The 14,124-nt window shown below is 64.1% G+C and carries 13 protein-coding genes and 1 pseudogene; 6 read left to right on the top strand and 8 right to left on the bottom strand.

Going from position 1 to position 14,124, the window contains the following annotated elements; genetic code table 11:
* The first annotated feature begins 251 nt into the window (after positions 1 to 251).
* A complete protein-coding gene (locus RUW20_RS02625; protein ID WP_313950639.1) occupies positions 252 to 548 on the top strand; it encodes a hypothetical protein in 297 nt (98 codons plus the stop codon).
* A gap of 66 nt (positions 549 to 614) precedes the next feature.
* Here RUW20_RS02625 and RUW20_RS02620 read toward each other — a convergent pair whose 3' ends face one another.
* From RUW20_RS02620 to RUW20_RS02605, 4 genes are all read right to left on the bottom strand, one after another.
* Positions 615 to 1,382, bottom strand: coding sequence for an MBL fold metallo-hydrolase (locus tag RUW20_RS02620; protein WP_313950647.1), 768 nt, complete (start codon positions 1,380 to 1,382; stop codon positions 615 to 617).
* On the bottom strand, positions 1,382 to 2,530 hold the full coding sequence (gene bamC / locus RUW20_RS02615; RefSeq protein ID WP_313950638.1) for an outer membrane protein assembly factor BamC: 1,149 nt from the start codon (positions 2,528 to 2,530) through the stop codon (positions 1,382 to 1,384). The genes RUW20_RS02620 and bamC overlap by 1 nt, the downstream gene beginning before the upstream one ends.
* 15 nt (positions 2,531 to 2,545) lie before the next feature.
* Positions 2,546 to 3,424, bottom strand: coding sequence for a 4-hydroxy-tetrahydrodipicolinate synthase (dapA, locus tag RUW20_RS02610; protein WP_313950646.1), 879 nt, complete (start codon positions 3,422 to 3,424; stop codon positions 2,546 to 2,548).
* Between the two features lie 148 nt (positions 3,425 to 3,572).
* Positions 3,573 to 4,499 carry a histone deacetylase family protein gene (locus tag RUW20_RS02605; RefSeq protein WP_313950637.1) on the bottom strand — a complete coding sequence of 309 codons (927 nt, stop codon included), beginning with the start codon at positions 4,497 to 4,499 and terminating at the stop codon, positions 3,573 to 3,575.
* Positions 4,500 to 4,609: 110 nt separating this feature from the next.
* Between RUW20_RS02605 and RUW20_RS02600 the strand changes: the two genes are divergently transcribed.
* Genes RUW20_RS02600 through mltB form a run of 4 tightly spaced genes read left to right on the top strand, consistent with a single transcriptional unit; the run spans position 4,610 to position 9,513 of the window.
* On the top strand, positions 4,610 to 5,536 hold the full coding sequence (locus RUW20_RS02600; RefSeq protein ID WP_313950636.1) for an AAA family ATPase: 927 nt from the start codon (positions 4,610 to 4,612) through the stop codon (positions 5,534 to 5,536).
* Positions 5,536 to 6,516 carry a DUF58 domain-containing protein gene (locus tag RUW20_RS02595; protein ID WP_313950635.1) on the top strand — a complete coding sequence of 327 codons (981 nt, stop codon included), beginning with the start codon at positions 5,536 to 5,538 and terminating at the stop codon, positions 6,514 to 6,516. Before RUW20_RS02600 ends, RUW20_RS02595 begins: the two co-directional genes overlap by 1 nt.
* A gap of 19 nt (positions 6,517 to 6,535) precedes the next feature.
* A complete protein-coding gene (locus RUW20_RS02590; protein ID WP_313950634.1) occupies positions 6,536 to 8,494 on the top strand; it encodes a DUF3488 and transglutaminase-like domain-containing protein in 1,959 nt (652 codons plus the stop codon).
* Positions 8,491 to 9,513 (top strand): lytic murein transglycosylase B, encoded by a 1,023-nt coding sequence (mltB, locus tag RUW20_RS02585; RefSeq protein WP_313950633.1) that lies wholly within the window; start codon positions 8,491 to 8,493, stop codon positions 9,511 to 9,513. The genes RUW20_RS02590 and mltB overlap by 4 nt, the downstream gene beginning before the upstream one ends.
* Here the strand turns inward: mltB and rpoS are convergent.
* From rpoS to surE, 4 genes are read right to left on the bottom strand one after another with little or no spacing between them, the layout of a single operon-like run.
* Positions 9,510 to 10,466, bottom strand: coding sequence for an RNA polymerase sigma factor RpoS (gene rpoS / locus RUW20_RS02580; protein WP_313950632.1), 957 nt, complete (start codon positions 10,464 to 10,466; stop codon positions 9,510 to 9,512). The genes mltB and rpoS overlap by 4 nt on opposite strands.
* A gap of 5 nt (positions 10,467 to 10,471) precedes the next feature.
* A complete protein-coding gene (locus RUW20_RS02575) occupies positions 10,472 to 11,374 on the bottom strand; it encodes a peptidoglycan DD-metalloendopeptidase family protein (protein ID WP_313950631.1) in 903 nt (300 codons plus the stop codon).
* Positions 11,371 to 12,042 carry a protein-L-isoaspartate(D-aspartate) O-methyltransferase gene (locus tag RUW20_RS02570; RefSeq protein ID WP_313950645.1) on the bottom strand — a complete coding sequence of 224 codons (672 nt, stop codon included), beginning with the start codon at positions 12,040 to 12,042 and terminating at the stop codon, positions 11,371 to 11,373. The genes RUW20_RS02575 and RUW20_RS02570 overlap by 4 nt, the downstream gene beginning before the upstream one ends.
* On the bottom strand, positions 12,027 to 12,770 hold the full coding sequence (gene surE, locus RUW20_RS02565; protein ID WP_313950630.1) for a 5'/3'-nucleotidase SurE: 744 nt from the start codon (positions 12,768 to 12,770) through the stop codon (positions 12,027 to 12,029). The genes RUW20_RS02570 and surE overlap by 16 nt, the downstream gene beginning before the upstream one ends.
* A gap of 440 nt (positions 12,771 to 13,210) precedes the next feature.
* Here surE and RUW20_RS02560 point away from each other — a divergent pair.
* A pseudogene (locus RUW20_RS02560) lies at positions 13,211 to 14,124 on the top strand (flagellin); the annotation flags it as partial.

Below are 14,124 nucleotides of genomic sequence, written 5' to 3'. Positions count from 1 at the left end.
TGGAGATGGAGATCGCCGCAGAGCTCTTCGCAACCCTCTTGATCGCCTACCCGCCGCGACCGTCCGTCAACCTCGCTCACCGCCGTCGCCGAGCGACAACCGCCCGGACGACCGATACCGCAGTGCACAAATTATGCCGCATCGACCGCGAAAACCAATGTTAAAATAACGCGTTGATCAATGTGCTTTCCGGTCAACCAATGAGCGCCTAGCTCGTTGTAGTCATTTCAATGTCGATAAGGAACCTCAATATGAAACACTCCCTGCTCGTTGCTGCGCTGCTCGCGCTTGCCGTGACCGCCTGCGGCAAAAAAGAAGAAGCCAAGCCGATGGCTGCACCTGAGCCCGCCCCGGTCGCTGCGCCTGCCGCTGCTCCGGCTGCTGAACCCGCTGCTGCGCCCACCGCCGCTCCGGCCGATGCCGCCAAGCCGGCGGACGCTGCTGCTCCGGCCGATGCCAGCAAGCCGATGACGGACGCTGCCAAGGAAGCTGCTGGCGCTGCTGCCCAGGGCGCTACCGATGCTGCCAAGGACGCAATGAAGAAGTAATTCTTCAGGCACCAGAAAAAAGCCGGCGCAAGCCGGCTTTTTTTCGCTCCATTTGCGGAGAGTAGTTCAGCTCACTTGCCGCCAGTCGAAACCGCCCTCCTGCTCAGCGACGCCAATCCAGTCCTCGCTACAGCCGACCGCTGCTGCGAGTGCCCGCACAGCGAGTTCCGGCCGGTTGTTCTCCTGACTCAGATGTGCCGCGACCAGATGTTGCAGGCGCCCGGTCTCGATCTGGCGCAGAAGTGTCGCCGCCTGACCGTTCTCGAGATGGCCGAAACGCCCGCCGATGCGCCGCTTGAGCGATGCCGGATAACGTGACGCCGCGAGCAAATCCTGGTCATGATTGCACTCGAGCATCAGCGCGTCGCAGGCACCAAGAATGTCAACGATGTGTGGCGTGATCGAACCGGTATCGGTGAGCAGGCCAAGGCGGCGATTGCCGTCGCCGAACGCATATTGCACCGGTTCGCGCGCGTCGTGAGGCACCGGAAAGGGAGTGACTTCGAGGCCACCAATGGCAAAAGGCGTGTAGCCGTCGATCAGGCGGCATTGCGGCAAGGCGGTCAAGCCCCGCGCAGCCGCCGCATGCGTGCCGTGGGTGAGGTAAACGGGGAGCTGATGACGACGGGCGAAGGCGAACACACCGCCAACATGGTCACCATGCTCGTGCGTGACCAAGATCGCGGCCAGTTCATCGGGAGCCGTACCCAGTCTGGCGAGCCGCTGGGTTGCGGTCCTGACGGAAAAGCCGCAGTCGACCATCACCTTGGTCTCCCCGACGTCGACAATCAGGGCGTTGCCCTGACTGCCACTGCCCAACGATGCAAAACGCATCACTTCAACTGATCGTGGAGCAGATTGAGAATCTTCTTCGAGGTATCGGAGTTGTCAATGCCACCCTCTGGCGTGAGCACCTGAACAGTCGAGCGGCTACCCGCGTCCTTGACGAAAATGCGGTACTGGATTTTCTGCTTGGCGGTCGAACTTCCCTTGAAGGGGTTCAGCTTGGCAAAGAAACCGTCCGACTCTTTCTCGTTATCGAATTCCGGATCCACGTAACGAACGAAGTAGATACCACGGGAGCGATCCCGGTCTTCAACCGTGAAGCCAACACGATCGAGTGCCAGCCCGACACGCCGCCAGGCACGGTCAAACGACTCATCCACCTCGAGGGTACCGGCACCGTCAGCAGCGCGCGACAACTTGGCTCTCTCCGCCGGCTTTTCCTTTGCTGCCTGGATAGCCGCGGTCGCGCGCTTCTCGTCACTCCCCAGACGAATCATCAGGCGACGCAGCATTTCCGCTTCCAGTTCCGGGTCGGCAGGACGCGGCTGCCACTTGGTCTGATCCTTGCCTTCGGAAACGAAAATTTCGTACATCCCCCGGTGGCTGATAAAGATGTCGGTGGTCCCCGGCGCTCTTCCTGGCTCCAGACGGGTACGAAACTTGTCACGCTCGGCTGTCGAGTAGACCGAATCGATCACCTTGCCGAGGATGTTGCGGATGAAGTCCTGCTGGATCTTGGCGCGGTTCTCGGCCCAGTCGGTCTCCATCACCCCGGTATCGGGCGAGTCCAGCTTGAGCACAAAGCCGTTTTCCTGCCAGAAATCCTTGACCTGCCCCCAAAGCTTGTCCGGTGCGCCGGTGACCACCAGCCAGCGTTCGTTGCCCGCGCGCTCGACGCGCGCGTTGTCGACCGTCGGCAAGACATCACTCGGCTGCTGCGCCTTGGCTTGCGGCGATCGCTCGGCGGCGTACGCCGAGTAAGTCGCCGTACCCTTGCCAGCGGTGTCAGGAATCGCGTAACGATCATCCCGTGTCGGTGAGGTCAGGTCAGGTGGCACCTCAAGGGTTGGCACCTTGTTGGCCGACGCCGTCTTGTAGTCGATCTTCTTGGTTTCCAGCATCGAGCCATTGCATGCACCAAGCAGCAGCGCCACGAACAGAGCCGCAAGGCGGAAGCGCAAAACGACAGGACTCATTTGAAAACCCCGCATCTAGACGAGTACGCCGGCCTGGCGCATGGCGGCACGGACCCGCTCGTGACAATCCGCCGATAGCGGCGTCAAGGGCAAGCGTAGCCCAGCCGCGATCAGGCCGAGTTCGTGGCAGGCCCACTTGACGGGAATCGGATTCGCCTCGCAGAAAAGATGGTGGTGCAATCCAAGCAAGCGGGTATGCAGTTGACGGGCAACGATGGCGTTGCCCGCCAGTGCCGCGGCGCACATCTCGTGCATCAGCCGTGGCGCGACATTGGCCACCACCGAGATATCGCCCTGGGCCCCCATCAGAATCAGGGCGCAGGCACTGGCATCATCACCGCTATAGACGGCAAACCCCTTTGGCGCCCGGGCGATCAGGTCGGTCCCTCGCTCCATGTTGCCGGTGGCGTCCTTGATCCCGACGATATTCGGCACCTCGGCCAGCCTGAGCGCGGTGTCATTGGCCATATCGGCGACCGTCCGGCCGGGCACGTTATAGAGGATGACGGGAATATCGACCGCCTCGGCAATCGCCTTGAAGTGCTGATAGAGCCCTTCCTGAGTCGGCTTGTTGTAATACGGAACCACCGACAAAGCGGCGTTTGCACCCGCCTGCTGGGCGAAACGGGTGAGTTCGATCGCCTCAGCGGTCGAATTGGCGCCGGTGCCGGCGATCACCGGAATACGGCCGGCCGCCTGATCGACGGTGACACGTATCAGTTCGCAGTGTTCCTCGACGTTTACCGTCGGCGATTCGCCGGTGGTACCGACAATGACGATGGCGTCGGTACCCTCCTGCACATGGAAGTCGACCAGGCGGCGCAGGCCAGGCAGGTCAAGGCTTCCGTCCTCGTGCATCGGGGTGACGATGGCGACGATCGATCCAGTAATCATGGTCATGGGTGGGCGCCCGAGAAGTGACCGAAAGGACTCGGCCGGGTGAATTCAAGCTGTTGATTTTAACTGAAGGCAACCACCTTGGCCATGAAAAGGTCTGTGCACCGTAGAACGGTGCGCGACCTCTATGGCGGGCAAACCAAACTCAGAAGTCAGCCAGCACCCGCAGATGCGCGACAACGCTGCGCGCCAGCGCCGACAACGAATAGCCTCCCTCGAGCATGGACACGATTCGTTGTTGCGCGCACTCGTCGGCCAGCTCGGTCAACTGGCCGGTCACCCAGGCATAGTCTTTCTCGAGCAGGCTCAAACCGCCCATTTCATCCTCGTAATGGGCGTCGAAACCGGCCGAGATAAAAATCATCTCCGGTCTGAACTCGCGCAGACGCGGCATCCACAGCTCACTGACCACGCGCCGGAATTCCTCGCCGTCGGCGCCCCTGCCGAGCGGTACGTTGAGCATGTTGGGGGACGGGTTTTCGGTGCCGCTGTAGGGATAGAAGGGGTGCTGGAAGGTGCTCACCATCAGTACCCGCGGGTCACCCTTGAAGCAATCTTCGGTACCGTTGCCGTGGTGGACGTCGAAATCGACCACCGCCACGCGCGACAGTTTATGGGCTTCCAGCGCATGCGCTGCGGCCACGGCGATGTTGTTGAAGAAGCAGAAACCCATTGCCGCTGCACGCTCGGCATGGTGACCCGGTGGGCGGATGGCACAAAAAGCGTTCTGCGCTTCGCCAGCCATCACCAGGTCGACCGCCAATATCCCTGCCCCGGCGGCCCGCAGTGCGGCCTTCCAGGTGTGGCGGTTCATCGCCGTGTCCGGATCGAGGTGAACGATGCCCAACTCGGGCGAGGCACGCTTGACACGTTCCAGATGCGCGGCCGAATGCACGCGCTGGAGTTGCGGCAAGGCCGCCAGGGGTGCATCGTGATAGGCAAAATACGAATCGAGTCCTTGCGCAATCATATGATCGCTGATCGCGGTCAGGCGCTCCGGAGACTCCGGATGATACGAACCCATGTCGTGCAGGTGGCAGTCACGGTGGGTGATGAATGCAGTACTGGTCACTATTGCCTCTCTACCGCAGCTGGAAGCCGCCATGCCTGCCGGGATCCATGAGAAAACGAGTTATTCGCTGATGGTTTATTATCGTCCGAATTACGCCACGACGACAAGCGATGCTGCCCGCCACCACAAGATCCCCGGTTACCGAAATCCTTGCCGCGGCCAATCAGGTCATTCTCGGCAAGAGCCGGGAAACGCGACTGGCCCTGTGCTGCCTGCTGGCGAATGGGCATTTGCTGATCGAAGACCTGCCCGGCGTCGGCAAGACCACGCTGGCGCACACGCTGGCGCGTCTACTTGGTTTCCAGTTCTCCCGCGTCCAATTCACCAGCGACATGCTGCCGGCGGACATCCTCGGCGTCTCGGTCTTCGACCGCGAAGCGGGCAACTTCCGCTTTCTGCCCGGCCCGGTCTTCTCGCAGGTTCTGCTCGCCGACGAGATCAACCGTGCCACACCGAAAACGCAGAGCGCGCTGCTCGAAGCGATGGAGGAAGGGCAGGTGACCACCGAGGGAGAAACGCGGCCGTTGCCGGAACCTTTCTTTGTCATTGCCACGCAGAACCCGTCGAACCAGATCGGCACCTTTCCCTTGCCCGAGTCGCAACTGGATCGCTTCCTGCTGCGCATCGAACTCGGCTATCCGGACCACGACGCCGAGCGCTTGCTGCTCGAGGGCGGTGGCCGGCGCGAACAACTGCCGACACTTGCTGCCCGCCTGGCGCCGGGGGACTTCGCGGCGCTGCAACAGCAGGCGGCCGCGGTGCACGTCTCGCCAGCCTTGCTCGATTACCTGCAAGCGCTGATCGCGGCCACCCGCAACGATTCGCGCCTGGTGCACGGGCTGAGTCCGCGCGCCGCTTTGTCGCTGCTCGCGGCAGCACGCGCCTGGGCATTTACCGGCGGCCGCGAGATGGTCTTGCCCGAAGACGTGCAGGCCGTCCTGCCTGCCGTCGCCCGCCACCGACTGCGACTGGTCAGCGGCAGCCATGCCGGCGCAGAAGATATCGCCGCCCTGATTCGCGCCGTACCGTTGGCCTGATGGTTCTGCTCGACGCGTTCCAGCGCTGGCTGTTTCGCCTGGCGCGTGACCGGCAGTCACCGATAGTCCTCGGCCAACGCCGGATTTTCATCATCCCGACCGGCGCCGGCATGTTGTTCGCCATCGTCCTGGCGGTGATGCTGGTCGGCGCCATCAACTACAACCTCAGCCTCGGCCACGCGCTGATCTTTCTGCTCGCCGGCGTCGGCGTCGTCGCCATGGTGCATACCTTTTACAATCTGTTCGGCCTGCGCCTGACGCCAGGCCGTGCGCAGCCCGTCTTTGCCGGTGACCTGGCGCACTTTCCCCTGCAACTCGAAAACGCCCGCCGGCAATCGCGGCACGCACTGGAATTCTCCTTCGCGGAGCAGCCCGTAGCCAGCGTAGCCACCGTAGTCACCGCCGACCTGCCGGCCGAAGGCACGGCGACGATCACCGTGCCGTGGGCGACGCTGCGCCGCGGCCGCCTCGACCCGGGTCGCATCACGCTGTGCACGCGCTATCCGCTCGGCCTGTTCCGTGCCTGGAGCTATCCTTACCCGGTGTGGTCAGTGGTGATCTATCCCAAACCGATTCGCACGCCGCTGCCGGCGCCGTCAGCGGCAGCCCACGCCGACCACCGGCACGGCAACCAGGGGCAGGAAGATTTTGCCGGCTTGCGACCACGCCAGATCAGCGACCCGACGCGGCACATCGCCTGGAAGGCAGTGGCCCGCCGCTCCGACGACCAGCCGCACCTGGTCAAGCAGTTCGCCGGTGGCGCGAGCGAAGAACTGTGGCTCGACTGGTCCCTGACCCCGGCCGACGGCGACCCGGAAGATCGCCTGTCGATACTCGCCGGCTGGGTGGTGGCCGCCGACGAGCAGCAAGCATGCTACGGCTTGGCGCTGCCCGGAAAACGGATCGCGCCGGCGCAGGGCGATGGGCATCGGGCAAGCTGCCTGCAGACGCTGGCGCTGTACGGTGAAAGCGCGCCGTAAAGTGGGCCCCAGACCCGCCGTGGCCCTCGACCACGGCAGCGTACCGTGGCTGCTGGCAGTCGCCCTGGCAACCGCCGGGCCACACTTCTGGCACCTGCCATGGTGGCTCTCGCTGCTCGTCGGCGGCACCCTGCTGTGGCGCGCCTGGCTGTGGCATGGGCGCCGTCCGCTGCCGCCGCGCGCGCTGCTGATGGTGCTGATGATCGGCAGCATCGCGGCCATCGGTTGGCACTTCCGCACCCTGCTGGGCAAGGATGCGGGGGTAGCCCTGCTGGTCGTCTTCATGGCCCTGAAACCGATGGAGATGCACCGCCGACGTGATGCGGTGGTGGTCGTCATGCTCGGCTATTTTCTCTTGCTCACCCACTATCTCTACTCGGAGAGCATCCCCACCGGGCTGTGGCTGCTGGCCGCCATCGCCCTGCTCACCGCGGCGCTGATCCGGCTGCATGGCGGCAGCCAGCCAATGACCGTCATTGCCCGCCAGGCGGGCCTGTTGCTGGCCCAGGCACTGCCCTTCATGTTGATCCTCTACCTGCTCTTCCCGCGCGTCTCGGGCCCGCTCTGGGGATTGCCGCAGGACGCCTACTCCGGACTCAGCGGCTTGCCCAAGCAGATGTCGCCCGGCTCGATCAGCCAGTTAAGCCAGTCGGGCGCCATCGCCTTTCGTAGCCGCTTCGCCGACGAGCTGCCGGAGAAGTCCGATCTTTACTGGCGCGGCCCGGTTTTCGACGAATACGACGGACTGACCTGGCGCTCGCGCGCACTGCCAGCCGGCTCGCCGCGGCAAGCTCCGGTGATCGAGAGCAGCGGCAGATCGTACACCTACGTCAGCATTCTCGAAGCCAGCAACGAGCGCTGGTTGCTGGCGCTCGACGTAGCAACCAGCTTGCCGCCCGACAGCAGCCTGGCGCCGACCCTCGAAGCCTTGTCCCGGCAAGCGCTGCGCGTCCGCTCGCGGTTTTCGTTTACCTCTTCGCCGGACTACCGCGCCAACGTGACGGAAACACCAATCGCACTGCAACAGGCACTGGCGCTGCCGGCGGACGTCAACCCGCGCGCCCGCGCACTGGCCAGCGAGTGGTCCTCCCGACCCCCAAAAGAGATCGCCGAGGCCGCGCTGGCGATGTTCCGCCAGGAGGACTTTCATTACACCCTTCGCCCGCCGCTGCTCGGCCGCGACGCGATGGACGAGTTCCTGTTCGTTACCCGCCGCGGCTTCTGCGAACACTACGCCTCGGCCTTCGTCTTCCTGATGCGGGCGGCGGGCGTACCGGCACGGGTGGTCGCTGGCTACCAGGGCGGCGAGGTCAATCCGGTCGATGGCTATCTGACGGTGCGCCAGTCGGATGCCCACGCCTGGGCCGAAATCTGGCTCGCCGGAGAGGGCTGGGTACGCTTTGATCCCACCGCGGCGGTCGCCCCGTCGCGCATCGAGCAAGGCATCGTCGCTGCGCTTCCCGCAGGCGAGCCCTTGCCGCTCATCGTCCAGTTCGACGCCGACTGGCTGCGACAGATGCGCAACCGCTGGGAGGCCGCAAACAACGCGTGGAATCAGTGGGTGCTCGGTTACAATCCGCAACGCCAGCGTGAAGTCCTGTCGCGGCTCGGCTGGCAAGCACCCGACTGGCAAAGCATGACCGCCTCACTGGCCGTCCTCTGCGGCATGGCGCTGTTGATCGTCGTTCTCTGGACGCTGCCACGACGCCGTGCAGTCGACCCGGTGCAGCGCGCGTGGCAGGCGTACTGCGCGCAGCTCGCACGACGGGGAATCAGCCGCGCCGGATGGGAAGGCCCGCTCGCTTTCGCGCAACGGGTGGCACGTGAGAAACCCGACCTTGCCGCGCTCACCAGTGAAGCCGCCGGCTATTATGCCGCCCTGCGCTACGGCCACCGCGAAGCTCAGGCGCTGCGCCTGCTGCAGCAATGCATACACCGACTACCGCCAATCACGAGACAAAGGAGACAACGAGCTTGAAGAAAATTCGCACCGCCCTGCTGTTCGGGCTGCTCAGTGGCCTGCTACCGCTATGCCTGCACGCCCAGACAAAGACAGGATTCAGCGAAGAACCCGCGGTCCAGGCCTTCATCGTCGACATGCACCAACAGCATGGCTTCGATATCACCCACTTGACGCAGCAGTTCGCCGCCATCCAGCCGAACGCCTCGGTACTGCGCTTTATTCGCCCACCGGCCGTTCCGAGCCAGCAGCGCTCCTGGCAACGCTACCGCCAGCGCTTCGTCAATGGCCGCCGGCAAGCCGGTGGCCAGAGCTTCTGGCGCGAGCACGGCGCGCTCCTGCAACGCGCCGAGGCGATCTACGGCGTACCACCGGAAGTGATCGTCGCGATCATCGGCGTCGAGACCGAGTACGGTCAAAACATGGGCAGTTTCAGCGTCCTCGAAGCGCTCGCTTCATTGGCCTTCCATTACCCGCCACGGGCCGAGTTCTTCCGCAACGAACTCGAACAGTTTCTGCTGCTGGCACGCGAAAACGGCGTCAGCCCGCTCGACATCGATGGCTCGTACGCCGGTGCCATGGGCATTCCGCAGTTCATGCCGAGCAGCCAACGCCGCTTCGCCGTCGACTTCGACGGCGACGACCGCATCGACCTGCGCAACAGTCCTGCCGACGCCATCGGCAGCGTCGCCCGCTACCTGGCCGAGCACGGCTGGCAGAAAGGCGCTCCGGTAGCCGTGCCGGCACGCGTCAACGGCAATCCGGCGGCGCTGATCGCCGCCGGAATCAAACCCGTGCTGACGGTGAGAGAGCTGGCCTCGCGAGGCGTGTTCGCGGCCGCTGACGAATACGCGGATCAAGCAGCAGCACTGATCGACCTGGTAACGCCGGGCGAAGCGACCGAATACTGGCTCGGATTCGATAATTTCTACGTGATTACCCGCTACAACCGCTCGAGCTTCTACGCCATGTCCGTCTTCCAGCTGGCGGAAGTGCTGCGCGAAGTCCGCGAGAATCGGCTGGCGGCCAAGCCCTAGAGCAGGTTGTCGCGCGTCACACCGCCGCGTCGGATGATCCGGCGGAGCTGATCGAGCGCTTCGATCTGGATCTGGCGCACGCGTTCACGGGTCAGGTTGAGGTCGACGGCGATTTGCTCGAGCGTACAGGTTTCGCTGCCAGCGAGGCCGTAACGGCGTCGCAGCACCTGCTGCTGTTTCTCCGCCAGCTGCCCCACCCACTGGCTCAACAGCTCGCCGGTCTCGGTTGTCTGCAACAGATCCTCCGGCTCGAGCAGGCTGTCGTCGGCGATCACCTCGCCGATGGTCCGGCTGGGATCGATCTGCAACGGCGCGTCGAGCGAAGCGATGCGTTCGTTGAGCGCCATCACGCGGCGCACGTCTTCGACCGGCCGGTCGATCAGATGGGCGATCTGTTCGACGCAGATCTCACGTCCATTGGCCGACTCCAGATGGCGGATGGCGCGCAATACGACGTTGATTTCCTTGACCACGTGCACCGGCAGGCGGATCGTGCGCGACTGATTCATGATCGCCCGCCCGATACTTTGCCGGATCCACCAGGTGGCGTAGGTCGAAAAGCGAAACCCGCGCTCGGGATCGTACTTTTCGATGGCGTGGATCAGTCCGAGATTCCCCTCCTCGATCAGGTCGAGCAAGGCCATGCCGCGGTTGAGGTAGTGCTTGGCGATGTTCACCACCAGGCGAAGATTGTGCTCGATCATCTTCTGCCGGGCGAGAAACTCTCCCGCCTTCGCGCGGCGCGCCCAATCCGCCTCCTCGGTCGGCGAAAACAGCGGCTTCGCGCCGATTTCGTTCAGGTAGTGCTGGGTGACGTCATTGAGCAGCTCGGCCTCGGGTGACTGGCACGAAGGGTCGGACTCTGCTTCGGGCAGCAGCTCTTCTACGGCAAACTCCGGCTCGTCGAGATGGCCTTCGAGACGGTCGGAATCAGCATCGAAAGGCCCCGACATGACGGTCAGCGCGGCGGCAGATACTTGAGCGGATCGACCGGCTTGCCCTGCCGCCGGACCTCGAAGTGAAGCTTGACCTGGTCGGCATCGGTATTGCCCATTTCGGCGATCTTCTGTCCCTTGGCGACCGTCTGGCCTTCCTTGACCAGAATGCTCTGGTTGTGCGCGTAGGCGGTCAGGTAGGTGCTGTTGTGCTTGACGATCACCAGTTTGCCGTAGCCGCGCAGGCCGGTACCGCTATAGACGACCTTGCCGCCACCGGCAGCCAGTACCGGTTCGCCGGCATTGCCCGAGATATCGATCCCCTTGGCCCCGCCTTCATTGAAGGTGCCGACCAGCTTGCCACTCGCCGGCCACATCCAGGCCACGTCATCGCTCCCCGCCGCAACCTCCGCCGGCTTTGCCGTGCTGGGCGCGGCCGCGGTAGCGGCGGCGGCCGGCTCTGCCGTCTTGTGTTGCACCGGTGCGGGTGCCTGAGCCCGCGCCAATGCCTGCTCGGAATACGGTTCCTTGCCGGCCAGCGGCTCGCGCTTCAGCGTATCACCGCTGGCGCTGAGCGATCGCTGCTCCACCGACGATGCGGTGTCGATCGGCCGCACCACCGTTGCCCCGGCGCCAACCGCAGAGCCCGCTGGCCGCACCCGCAGGGACTGACCGACCAGAATGCGATTGGGATTATCGATACGGTTCAAGACGATCAGCTCGCGAAAGTCCACGCCATGTTCGGCAGCGATCGAATACAGCGTATCGCCCTTCTTGACGGTGTACATGTCTTTGTCCACGACAGCGGTCGAAGCGCTGCGGTCGCTGACAGACGATGGCGATTTGCTGGCGCAACCCGCGACAACGAGGGCGCCCAGCAAAACCAGTGCTGACCCGTAGCGGGCGAGAAAGCGTTGATCCTTCATTCGACTCCCGTGAGTAGCGGCACGAAACGAACAGCATCGAGACGGGTTTCGACCACCGCCTCGCCCTGCTTTTCGATCAGGACAAGGACCTGGGTCGCCCCGCCCAGCGGCAGGATCATCCTGCCACCGGCTGCGAGTTGCTGCACCAGCGCTGGCGGCACGCGCGGCGCCGCGGCGGCGACGATGATCGTGTCAAAGGGTGCTGCTTCCGGCAGGCCAAGCCGCCCATCGGCGTGCTTCAAGCGCACCTGGGTTTGTTTGATCGCGCGCAGGTTGAGCCTCGCCTTGGCCAGCAAGGGCCCGATGCGCTCGACAGCGTAAACCTCGTCCGTCAGTTGCGCCAGCACCGCCGCCTGGTAACCGCAGCCGGCACCGATCTCCATGGTCTTGCCCAACGGGCGCCCACCGGCACGTAGCGCCTCGATCATCAGGGCCACCACATAGGGCTGTGAAATCGTTTGCGAAAAGCCCAGCGGCAACGCCGTATCCTCGTAGGCACGCGAGGCCAGCGCCTCTTCGACGAAGACATGTCGTGGCACGGCGGCGATGGCCGCCAGGACGTCTTCGTCCTCGATGCCCTGCTCACGCAAACGCTCGATCATGCGTGTCCGCGTGCGCTGCGAGGTCATGCCGACGCCGGCCACAACGCGGTTCATTGTAGCAGCCAGCCGCGCACCAGCGACAGCTGGGCGTTGTGGGTCAGGTCGATCTGCAGCGGCGTCACGGAAACCTGCTTGTTCTGCACGGCGTGAAAATCCGTCCCCTCACCCGCATCCTGCGCTGCGCCGGCAGCGCCGACCCAATACACGGTCTCATGACGTGGCGACAGCGTGCGCACCACCGGCTCCGCCTTGTGGCGCTTGCCGAGGCGGGTGACGACAGTGCCGCGCAGTTGCTCCCAGGGCACGTCGGGGACGTTGACGTTGAGCAGTACGGGCTCGCGCAGCGCCTGCCTTTCGAGCATGCCGACCAGCTCACTGGCCACCCGCGCCGCCGTCTCGTAGTGCTCGCCGGTCTTGCTGCACAGTGAAATGGCCATTGACGGTACGCCGAGCAGGAAACCCTCGGTCGCCGCCGCGACGGTCCCCGAATAGATGGTGTCGTCGCCCATGTTGGCACCGATATTGATTCCGGAAACGACCATGTCCGGCAAACCGTCGAGCATCCCGGTCACCGCCAGATGAACACAATCGGTGGGCGTGCCGTTGACGTGATAGAAGCCGTTGGCGGCGCGCTTGAGCGACAGCGGGCGATCGAGCGTCAGCGAATTGCTGGCTCCGCTGCGGTCACGCTCCGGCGCAACGACGGTGATCTCCGCCAGTTCCGACAGCGCACGCGCCAGGTGTTCGATGCCGGGAGCGAAATAGCCATCATCATTGCAGAGCAGAATCCGCATCTTCAATCCACGAACATGGGCAAACAAAAAAAGCCGGCGGTGTGCCGGCCTTTTCACAATCGGCGGTGTGGCGGAAGGGTCCGCGCGGGCTTGATCGCCCGCGAAGTCGACCCTACGTGTCGGCAGCGATCAGCGAAAACCCTGATCCGGAGCCGACTGCGCTAATTATAACCGCCAGCGAACGCCGCTGAAAACAGACTGCGGCGCCGCCGTCGGCGCGCAAGGCAGTGTTTTCCACTTTGTGCCCTCAACTTTGCGGCCCAGCTGCCGATAAAGAACTTACGCGACAGAGCCAAGGAAAAAACTCTCAAGTTCTCCAGCGGCAGGTCGTAAGCAAAATTGTCAGCGAAACAATCGCCACACAGGATGGACCGGCCAAAGCCTCTCCAGGCAGACCGCCGAAACCCGAAGTTGATTCTCACAGTGATAGGAGAAGGAAAATGCCCCAAGTCATCAACACCAACGTTGCGTCGCTCAACTCGCAGCGCAGCCTCAATATGTCGCAGACCTCTCTGGCGACCTCCCTGCAACGCCTGTCGTCCGGCCTGCGTATCAACAGCGCCAAGGACGACGCCGCCGGCATGGCCATCTCCGACCGGATGACCTCGCAGATCCGCGGCCTCAACCAGGCCGCACGCAACGCCAACGACGGTATCTCGCTGGCGCAAACGGCTGAAGGCGACCTCGAACAGATCAGCAACAACCTGCAGCGGATGCGCGAACTCGCCGTCCAGGCGAGCAACGCCAGCAACTCGGCGTCCGACCGCACGACACTGAACCAGGAAGTCCGCTCGCTGGTCGAGGAAATCGACCGCGTCGCGCAGAATTCCTCGTTCAACGGCACCAAGCTGCTCGATGGTTCCTTCCTTTCGCAGAGCTTCCAGATCGGTGCCAACGGCACCTCCAACGATCGCCTGACCATCAATTCGCTCGGTAGTGCACGCGCCTCGGCCCTCGGCGGCTCGGGCACCAGCTTCGCCGCGACGACCACCGGCACGGCAACCACCACCGCGCTATCGGCCGGTGACCTGACGCTCAATGGCTTCCAGGTCGGCGCCTCGGCGCTCGGTGCGAGCCCGGGGCAGAGCGCCGCCAGCGCCTTCTCGATCGCCACGGCCATCAATGCCGTCTCGGCCGATTCAGGCGTCACCGCCACCGCCAACAGCAATGCCGTAACCGGAGCGGCAGCGACGACCTTCGCGGCCGTCGCCGCAAACACCTTCAGCATCAACGGCATCAACGTTGGCGCGGTCGCCGCCGGCGGCAATGCCGCTGGCCAGGGTGCCAACATCGCCGCCGCGATCAACGCGGTCGGCACGCAAACCGGCGTGACCGCCTCGGCCAATGCCACCAC

Origin of the sequence: Accumulibacter sp. (assembly GCF_032229525.1) — a bacterium.
Lineage (GTDB): Bacteria > Pseudomonadota > Gammaproteobacteria > Burkholderiales > Rhodocyclaceae > Accumulibacter.
The sequence above is the reverse complement of the archived record's forward strand: the minus strand, read 5'-3'. Positions and strand labels throughout refer to the sequence as shown.

Excerpts from the sequence above, each read along its gene's own strand:
- RUW20_RS02625 (WP_313950639.1), top strand. The coding sequence starts at position 252 with ATGAAACACTCCCTGCTCGTTGCTGCGCTGCTCGCGCTTGCCGTGACC.
- dapA (WP_313950646.1), bottom strand. The coding sequence starts at position 3,424 with ATGATTACTGGATCGATCGTCGCCATCGTCACCCCGATGCACGAGGAC.
- RUW20_RS02620 (WP_313950647.1), bottom strand. The coding sequence starts at position 1,382 with ATGCGTTTTGCATCGTTGGGCAGTGGCAGTCAGGGCAACGCCCTGATT.
- surE (WP_313950630.1), bottom strand. The coding sequence starts at position 12,770 with ATGCGGATTCTGCTCTGCAATGATGATGGCTATTTCGCTCCCGGCATC.
- RUW20_RS02600 (WP_313950636.1), top strand. The coding sequence starts at position 4,610 with ATGCTGCCCGCCACCACAAGATCCCCGGTTACCGAAATCCTTGCCGCG.
- RUW20_RS02575 (WP_313950631.1), bottom strand. The coding sequence starts at position 11,374 with ATGAAGGATCAACGCTTTCTCGCCCGCTACGGGTCAGCACTGGTTTTG.
- bamC (WP_313950638.1), bottom strand. The coding sequence starts at position 2,530 with ATGAGTCCTGTCGTTTTGCGCTTCCGCCTTGCGGCTCTGTTCGTGGCG.
- rpoS (WP_313950632.1), bottom strand. The coding sequence starts at position 10,466 with ATGTCGGGGCCTTTCGATGCTGATTCCGACCGTCTCGAAGGCCATCTC.
- RUW20_RS02595 (WP_313950635.1), top strand. The coding sequence starts at position 5,536 with ATGGTTCTGCTCGACGCGTTCCAGCGCTGGCTGTTTCGCCTGGCGCGT.